This is a genomic window from Arthrobacter cupressi, from assembly GCF_900099975.1.
GTDB lineage: Bacteria > Actinomycetota > Actinomycetes > Actinomycetales > Micrococcaceae > Arthrobacter > Arthrobacter cupressi.
Genome location: NZ_FNEI01000006.1, coordinates 229,621 through 237,591 on the forward strand (window position 1 = coordinate 229,621; position 7,971 = coordinate 237,591).

Here is a 7,971-nt window from a genome sequence, read left to right on the forward strand (position 1 = left end):
CGTTTGGACAAGATCACGCTGACGGGGGTTACGGCCGTCGGACACCACGGGGTGTTCGATTTCGAACGCCGTGAAGGGCAGCCCTTCGTGGTGGACGCGGTGCTGCACACCGATTTTTCCCGGGCGGCCGAAACTGACGACATCGAACACACCGCGCACTACGGCGAGGTGGCCGGCTACATCGTCTCGGAAATCAGCGGTGAGCCGCTGAACCTGATCGAAGGCCTCGCGGTCCGCATCGCCGAAGGGATCCTGGCCGGGTACCCGGTCTCCGCCGTCGACGTCACCGTCCACAAGCCGAAGGCGCCCATCGAGGTGCCGTTCGGCGACGTGACGGTCAGCGTGTACCGGGAGCGCACATGAGCGAGCCCACCAAAGCCATCCTGGCGCTCGGCAGCAACCTGGGCGAACGGAACGACACCTTGTCCACCGCGGTCGCGGACCTCGTGGACCGGCCCGAGGTGCGCCTGCTCGGCGTTTCCCCCGTGGTCCAGACCAAGGCAGTCGGCGGACCCGCCGGGCAGCCGGATTTCCTGAACATGGTGATAGCGGTGGAGACCACCCTGGGTCCGTACGAACTGCTGCAGCACTGCCACGACGTCGAACAGAAGCACCACCGCGTCCGTGAAGTCCGGTGGGGCCCGCGCACGCTGGACGTGGACATCATCACCTACGGCGGGCTGCGCAGCGACGACCCCGAACTCATCCTGCCGCATCCCCGGGCCGCCGAGCGGGCCTTCGTCCTCTACCCGTGGGCCCAGCTGGACCCCGCGGCGCAGCTGAACGGCGAAAGCGTGGCCGAGCTCGCAGTCCGGGCCGAAGACTTCGCGGGCCTGCGGCCGTTCGACGGTTTCGACGGCGACGGTGCGGCAAACGGGGTCGGCGCGGCGAACGGAAGCGGCAAAGCAGGCGCAGAGGCCGGCAGTATCACCAGGGCGGAGCCGGCATGAAAGCGATGCGCCCGATCGCCCTGGTGATCATCGCCGTCGTCCTTGCGGGTGCGGGCTGGCTGACCGTTGTGGCCACCAACCGCTATGGCTTGGCGACGCCGGTCCTTCCGGCGTCCGCGCTGGTCACCATGGCCGTGATCGCCGTGATCACCCTGGTCATGGGAATCCGCGTGCTGCGCTGGCGCAACGGCAAGAAGAAGTCCATGCTGAACCCGATCCTGGCCGCGCGCACCCTGATCCTGGCCCAGGCCTGCGCCTACGTGGGCGCGATGCTGCTGGGCTGGCATGGCGGGATCGTGGTGGAGCAACTGCGGATCTGGAACTTCCGCAGCGACCAGCCGATCCTGTGGCTGGCCCTCATCATGGGCGGCGGCGGGCTGGTCATGGTCGTCGTTGGCCTGGTGGTCGAGCGCTTCTGCCGTATACCCCCGGAGGACCTTGAAGGCGGCGGAACTGCCGGGCCCCGGCGCGGGGACGCCAAGGGCGAAGGTGAGTATGCATACCGCCGCGATTGATCCACCCGGCATCGTCTGGCAGCGGGTCTCACCGAAGTACGTGACCGTGCGGCTCGTCGAATGGGCCATCGGCAACCTGTTGTTCGTGGCCGTGCTCAGCCTTCCCCTCCTGTTCGTGCTGCTGGGCGGATGGCTGTTTCCGCCGCTGTGGCTGGCCGTCACCGTCCCGGCGGCCATGTTCCTGCTCGCGCTGTGGCGCCTGGTGCTCATCCCGCGCCAGGTCCGGGCCATTGGATACGCCGAACGCGACGAGGATCTGCTCATCCGCCGCGGCATCTTCTTCCAGCGCACCATGGTGGTGCCGTACGGACGCATGCAGTACGTGGACGTCGCCGTGGGCCCGGTGGAGCGCGCGCTGGGGCTGTGCACCCTGAAGCTGCACACTGCTTCCCCGGGCACGAACGCGCTGCTGCCCGGGCTCCCCGCCGCCGAAGGCGCCCGGCTCCGCGAACAACTCACCGCCCGCGGCGAAGCGCGGCTGGCAGGCCTGTGATCGGGTGTCCGTGGACGTGAACCGGCAACCGCCTGCCGTCGACGCCGACTGGCACCGCGTCCACCCGGCGTCGCCGTTCGTGCGGGGCTGGGTGGCGCTGGTCGCCGTCGTCGTCTTCTTCGGACGCGACATCTTCGAGCGCGCGCTGCAGGGCCGCGAACTGGTGGAGCAGGGACTCAACGGGCGCATCCTGTGGCTGCTGGCGGGTGGCGCCGCGCTGCTGCTGGTCACCGTGGCGGGGTTCATCCTCAGCTGGTACTTCACGCGCTACCAGCTCAGCGAAGGCTACGTCCGGGTGAACACCGGCTTCCTGTTCAAGCAGCAGCGGCAGGCCCGGCTGGACCGGGTCCAGGCCATCGACATCGTGCAGCCGCTGCTCGCCCGGGTCTTCGGCCTCGCCGAGCTGAAGTTCGAGGTGGCCGACGCCGGCGAATCGGCCGTGCGCTTGGCGTACCTGCCGATCGGGCAGGCGAAGCAATTGCGCGCCACCATCCTGGGACGGGCAGCGGGGATTGCACCGGCCACCGCCGGCGGCGGCGAAACCGCACCCGTGCCGGAGGCACCCGAGCACGTGGTCCTCAGCGTCCCGCACGGCCGCCTGGTCGGCTCCCTGCTGCTGAGCGAACAGAGCTTCTTCGTGGTGCTCGGCGCGGTCGCCTCCGTAGTGTTCTCGGTCCTCACGGAATCCGGAGCCGTGATCCTCTACATGATCCCGGCGATCCTCGGCCTGGGTGCGGCGTACTGGAAGTCGTTCAACAAGGGCTTCAACTTCACGGCGGCGATTTCGCCGGACGGCATCCGGCTCCGGTACGGGCTGCTCGACACCCAGGCGCAGACCGTTCCGCCGGGCAGGATCCAGGCGCTGCGTATCACCCAGCCGCCGCTGTGGCGGATCCTTGGCTGGTACCGCATCCAGGTCAACGTCGCCGGCTACGGCGGTGCGCCCGGCAACGAAAACGCCGCCCGCACCACGCTGCTGCCCGTGGGCAGGCTGGGCGAAGTCATGCAGACCCTCGCCCTGGTGCTGCCGGATCCCGGCACCCCGGATCCGCACCGCGTGTTCACCGCTGCCCTGAACGGACTGGACTCCGACGCCGGATTCACCACCACGCCGCGCCGCGCCCGGGTGCTCGCCCCGCTCGGCTGGCGGCGCAACGGCTTCCTCTCCACCGGCACCGCCTTGCTGCTGCGCTCCGGCCGGTGGTGGCGGCAGCTGGTGCTGGTCCCGCACCAGCGCACCCAGTCCATGGCATTGAGCCAGGGCCCCCTCGCCCGCCGCTTCGGGGTGGCGGACCTGGTGCTGCATACCACCGCCGGACCCGTGGTGCCGCGGCTGGTCCAGGCCGACGTCGGCCAGGCGGTGGCGCTGTTCGACCAGCAGGCCGCCCGCGCCAGGGAAGCCCGAAAGCGCCAGACCAGCGAGCAATGGCTCGCCGAACTCTCACGGGCAGGTTCCCTGCCGGTGCCCGCGCCGCTGCAGCCGCCGGTTCAGCCCGCGCCGCTGCAGCCGCCGGTTCAGCCCGCGCCGCTGCAGCCGCCGGTTCAGCCCGCGCCGCTGCAGCCGCCCGCTGCCGCAACCCCTACAACTCCCCAGGAGGAACCCCGCCATGGCTAGGCCCGGACGACTCGGCATCGGCATCATCGGTGCCGGCAAGGTGGGCGCCGTCCTCGGTGCGGCGCTGCGCGGGGCCGAGCACGCCGTCGTCGGAGTATCCGCCGTCTCCGAGAACAGCCGGGAACGGGCCGAAACCCTGCTGCCCGGCGTCCCGGTGCTCGAGATCCAGGACATCGTGGAACGCTCCGAACTGGTGCTGCTTGCCGTACCGGACGATGTGCTGGGGGGCCTCGTCGAAGGCCTCGCCAAACTCGGGGCCTGGCAGCCCGGCCAGCTCGTAGCGCACACCTCGGGCCGTTTCGGCGTGGGCATCCTGCAGCCCATCCGCGCGGCCGGCGCGATCCCGCTGGCGCTGCACCCGGCCATGACCTTCACCGGCATGAGCCTGGACCTTACCCGTCTCCAGGACTGCACCTTCGGAGTCACGGCGGACGCCGCGATGCTGCCGATCGGCCAGGCCCTGGTGATGGAGATGGGCGCCGAACCCGTCGTCATCGCCGAGGCGGACCGCACCATCTACCACGCAGCCCTCGCCCACAGCTCGAACCACATGGCCACCCTCGTGGCCCAGGGCTCGCAGCTGCTGCGGGAGATCGGCGTCGAACAGCCGGAAAACATGCTCGGCCCGCTGCTGCGGGCGACCCTCGAAAACGCCCTTGCGTCCGGTGAATCGGCGCTGACCGGACCGGTGGCCCGCGGCGACGCCGGCACAGTTGCCGGGCACGTCGAGGCACTGCGCGAACACGACGCCGGCGGCAGCGGCGATATCCTGTCCGCGTACCTCGCGATGGCCCGTGCCACGGCGCTGCGCGCTGCGAAGCGCGGACTGCTCAGCGGCCGGCAATTCAGTGGCATTGAGGCTGCACTGGACAGCGAGGACACGGACGCCCGGAACGCAGACGGCCCGGACACTCCCGGCACCACTTTGGAAGGCAATTGACCATGGCAATCAAGCTCGTCACCACCGCGGCGGAACTGCGCTCCGAGGGTGCCCGGCTCCTGAAGGAAAAGGGCGGCAGCTCGCTTGGTTTCGTCCCCACCATGGGCGCCCTGCACTCCGGCCATGCCACGCTGGCCCGCACCGCCGTCGCCGCGAACGACGTCACCGCCGTCTCCATCTTCGTGAACCCGCTGCAGTTCGGTGACGCCGTGGACCTGGACCGCTACCCCCGCACCCTCGAGGCGGACATGGAACTCCTCGACGCCGAAGGCGTGGACCTGGTGTTCGCCCCCGCCGTGGAGGAGGTCTACCCGGACGGTCAGCCGCTGGTCCGCGTGACTTCCGGTCCGCTGGGCGAAAAATGGGAAGGCGCCTCGCGTCCCGGACACTTCGACGGCGCGCTCACGGTGGTCGCGAAGCTGCTGCACTATGCGCTTCCCGCCGGCCCCGCGGCCGACGGCGGTGCTGCCGCGTACCGCGCCTACTTCGGCCAGAAGGACGCCCAGCAGCTCGCACTCGTGCGCCGCATGGTGACCGACCTGAATTTCCCCGTGGAGATCGTCGCCGTCCCGACGGTTCGCGCCGAGGACGGCCTGGCGCTGTCCAGCCGCAACCGCTTCCTCAGCGCGGAGGAACGCGAGGCGGCCTTGGTCCTCGCCCGGGCGCTTCGCCTGCTGGAGCAGCGCGCCAGCGCGCACGAACCGCTGGACCTGCCCTCCGCCGTCGAACTTGTCCGCTCCCAGCCGCTCGTGGAACTGGACTACTTCGACGTCGTGGACCCGCGCACGCTGGAGCCGCTCGCCGAGAACTGCCAGGACACCCCGTTCCGCGGCGAAGGCCTGGCGATTATCGCCGCAAAGGTCGGCCCGGTCCGGCTGATCGACAACATTCCGCTGGATTCCTGAATTCCGTGCGGCCCTTTCCGGCCGCCGTTGCCGCGTGCCAGGGAACGCGGAATTAATTCTTGCTGTTTCCTGCTGACGGGAATGCAGCAACGGCTTAAACTGTTGCAGTTTTCACCGGTTGATCTCCGGCCGACTCCACACTAGAAGCACCCACTTGGGGGACCCTCTTGTCTACCGACATCACGTCCGATGCCCACGGCAATCCCGTGCAGGCAACAAGCACCACCGAGAAGATGCCGCGCGAATCCGTCACGGTCATCGTCACGCTGCTCGTCGCCACCTTCGTGGTGATCCTCAACGAAACCATCATGAACGTTGCCCTGCAGCGGCTCATGACCGACCTCGCCATTGATGCGCCAACGGTGCAGTGGCTGTCCACCGGCTTCATGCTCACCATGGCCGTGGTCATCCCGACCACCGGCTTCATCCTGCAGCGCCTCACCACCCGCGCCGTCTTCCTGCTCGCCATGGGCCTCTTCAGTGGCGGAACCCTGCTGGCCGCGCTGGCCCCGGGGTTCCTCGTGCTGCTGCTCGCCCGGATCATCCAGGCGAGTGGTACGGCCATCATGCTGCCGTTGCTCATGACCACCATCCTCACTCTGGTCCCGCTGTCCCGCCGCGGCGCGGTGATGGGCAACGTGACCATCGCGATCTCGGTGGCCCCGGCCCTTGGCCCCACCGTCTCAGGGATCATCCTGGACCACTTCACGTGGCGGTTCATGTTCATCTTCGTGCTGCCCGTGGCACTGGCCGCCTTGGGCATCGGGGCGCGCTACCTGAGCAACGTCGGCGAGCAGGGCTCCATCAAGCTCGACTTCCTCTCCGTGCTGCTCACGGTGCCGGCCTTCGGCGGGGTGGTGTACGGCCTGAGCCAGATCGGCGGCAACGGTGGAGCCACGGCCGTGCCCCTGGCCGCACTTGCGGTCGGCGTGGTCTGCCTCGCCGTGTTCGTGCTGCGCCAGCTGAAGCTGCAAAAGGAAGAGTCGCCGCTGCTGGACCTGCGTGCCTTCAACTTCCGCATGTTCACGGTGTCCACCCTCCTCATGGTGGTTGCCATGATGGCACTCTTCGGAGGCGTCATCCTGCTTCCGCTGTACCTGCAGAACGTGCTGCACCTGCCCCCGATGGAAACCGGCCTCGCGCTGCTTCCGGGCGGACTGGCCATGGGCATGCTCGGCCCGGTCATCGGCCGGATCTTCGACAAGGTGGGGCCGCTGCCCCTTACCGTCACGGGTTCCGTCCTGATGGTGCTGACCCTGTGGCAGTTCAGCGTCCTCAACCAGTCCAGCCAGGTCTGGTGGGTGATCGCCATGCACGTGCTGCTGAGCTTCGGCCTGGCGCTGCTGTTCACCCCGGCGTTCACCACTGGCTTGAACCCGCTGCCGCCGCACCTGTACTCGCACGGCTCGGCCATCATGAGCACCCTGCAGCAGGTGGCCGGCGCCGCCGGCACCGCACTCCTGATTTCCATCTTCGCTGTCGTATCCGCGGCGTCCGGGTTCGTGGCCGGCATGCAGGCCGCATTCCTGACGGCCGCGGTGATCGCAGTGATCGCGGTGGTGCTTTCCGCGATGATGCGCAAGACCGAAGGAGCTGCCGGGCACTGACCTGCCGGACGTCGCCGTCCGGCCAATGCCCGACGGCGTTCATGCCCGCCGGGTTGTCAACGACAGCGTTGGCCGACCACCGCGCTAGTCAACGACAGGGTTAATCAACGACGGCGCCGCACCACCACGCGTGGTGCGGCGCCGTTTTGCACGTGGTGGCTTCGGGTTGCCGGGGTTGTCCGCCGGCGCCGGCCGGCTGCTCCGGCGGATATGTTCGTCCGTGCCGTGCGGCATATGGACATATCAGCGCTATGCGCCGCGCTCACATCCCCGGATGGTCACGTCCGGGGATGTGAGCGGCTTCATACTTGCATCCTTCGCCCCGGCTCCGGCCCTGGAGGGGTGGATTCCCTTGGTTTTCCGCGGGATTACGGGGCGCGGGGTGGCCGGAACGGCGATTTGCCCGGCCGCCGGCGGCCGTGTAAAGTTTTCTGAGTCGCCGCCGCTGAAGCGGAAAAATTGCGACCGACTCCCTTTCAAACGGAAACCAATTAGTGGTCCGCTTTACTGCGTCCGAACTTGGTTCCCGGGAGTTTCCTGAATGGTTTTGTCCCGCACGGTTTCCGGATTCGGAAGTTGCAGCGGGAAAGCCGATCTGGTAAGTTTGAAAAGTTGCTCCGGAGCGATCCTGAATGTTTGGTTTGGGTGGTGCCGGGTGTGTCTGTTGTTTGAGAACTCAATAGTGTGCCAAGTTTGTTGATACCGATTTTTATTAATTGGTTATTTGCACTGGATTGTCCACCCCCGTGGATGGTTTGGTGTTTTTAGCTGGTTTCAAATTTTGTGCAGCCGGGTGTGGTGTTATTTCCATTGTGCCTGGTTGTGTCTGTTTTACTTCAACGGAGAGTTTGATCCTGGCTCAGGATGAACGCTGGCGGCGTGCTTAACACATGCAAGTCGAACGATGAAGCACCGCTTGCGGTGTGGATTAGTGGCGAACGGGTGA

General features: G+C 67.7%; 8 protein-coding genes and 1 rRNA gene. All 9 read left to right on the forward strand.

Annotation, left to right across the window (positions count from 1 at the left end):
• Positions 1-3: 3 nt before the first annotated feature.
• Positions 4-363, forward strand: a complete 360-nt coding sequence (folB, locus tag BLP88_RS09605) for a dihydroneopterin aldolase (protein ID WP_074588723.1) — start codon at positions 4-6, stop codon at positions 361-363.
• Positions 360-950, forward strand: coding sequence for a 2-amino-4-hydroxy-6-hydroxymethyldihydropteridine diphosphokinase (gene folK / locus BLP88_RS09610; protein ID WP_074588725.1), 591 nt, complete (start codon positions 360-362; stop codon positions 948-950). The genes folB and folK overlap by 4 nt, the downstream gene beginning before the upstream one ends.
• Complete coding sequence (locus tag BLP88_RS09615; protein WP_074588726.1) at positions 947-1,465, forward strand: DUF3180 domain-containing protein; 519 nt, start codon at positions 947-949, stop codon at positions 1,463-1,465. The genes folK and BLP88_RS09615 overlap by 4 nt, the downstream gene beginning before the upstream one ends.
• The gene (locus tag BLP88_RS09620) at positions 1,446-1,958 is read left to right on the forward strand and encodes a PH domain-containing protein (protein WP_074588728.1); all 513 of its coding nucleotides are present in this window, start codon (positions 1,446-1,448) and stop codon (positions 1,956-1,958) included. Before BLP88_RS09615 ends, BLP88_RS09620 begins: the two co-directional genes overlap by 20 nt.
• A gap of 16 nt (positions 1,959-1,974) precedes the next feature.
• Positions 1,975-3,573 (forward strand): PH domain-containing protein, encoded by a 1,599-nt coding sequence (locus BLP88_RS09625; protein ID WP_245679824.1) that lies wholly within the window; start codon positions 1,975-1,977, stop codon positions 3,571-3,573.
• Complete coding sequence (locus BLP88_RS09630) at positions 3,566-4,513, forward strand: Rossmann-like and DUF2520 domain-containing protein (RefSeq protein ID WP_074588732.1); 948 nt, start codon at positions 3,566-3,568, stop codon at positions 4,511-4,513. Before BLP88_RS09625 ends, BLP88_RS09630 begins: the two co-directional genes overlap by 8 nt.
• A 2-nt stretch (positions 4,514-4,515) precedes the next feature.
• Positions 4,516-5,418, forward strand: a complete 903-nt coding sequence (gene panC, locus BLP88_RS09635; RefSeq protein ID WP_074588734.1) for a pantoate--beta-alanine ligase — start codon at positions 4,516-4,518, stop codon at positions 5,416-5,418.
• A gap of 167 nt (positions 5,419-5,585) precedes the next feature.
• Positions 5,586-7,025 (forward strand): DHA2 family efflux MFS transporter permease subunit, encoded by a 1,440-nt coding sequence (locus BLP88_RS09640; protein ID WP_084111011.1) that lies wholly within the window; start codon positions 5,586-5,588, stop codon positions 7,023-7,025.
• An 836-nt stretch (positions 7,026-7,861) separates the two neighbouring features.
• Positions 7,862-7,971, forward strand: a 16S ribosomal RNA gene (locus BLP88_RS09645); the annotation flags it as partial.

Coding starts and splice junctions, on each gene's coding strand:
- folK (WP_074588725.1), top strand. CDS start 360: ATGAGCGAGCCCACCAAAGCCATCCTGGCGCTCGGCAGCAACCTGGGC.
- BLP88_RS09615 (WP_074588726.1), top strand. CDS start 947: ATGAAAGCGATGCGCCCGATCGCCCTGGTGATCATCGCCGTCGTCCTT.
- BLP88_RS09620 (WP_074588728.1), top strand. CDS start 1,446: ATGCATACCGCCGCGATTGATCCACCCGGCATCGTCTGGCAGCGGGTC.
- BLP88_RS09630 (WP_074588732.1), top strand. CDS start 3,566: ATGGCTAGGCCCGGACGACTCGGCATCGGCATCATCGGTGCCGGCAAG.
- panC (WP_074588734.1), top strand. CDS start 4,516: ATGGCAATCAAGCTCGTCACCACCGCGGCGGAACTGCGCTCCGAGGGT.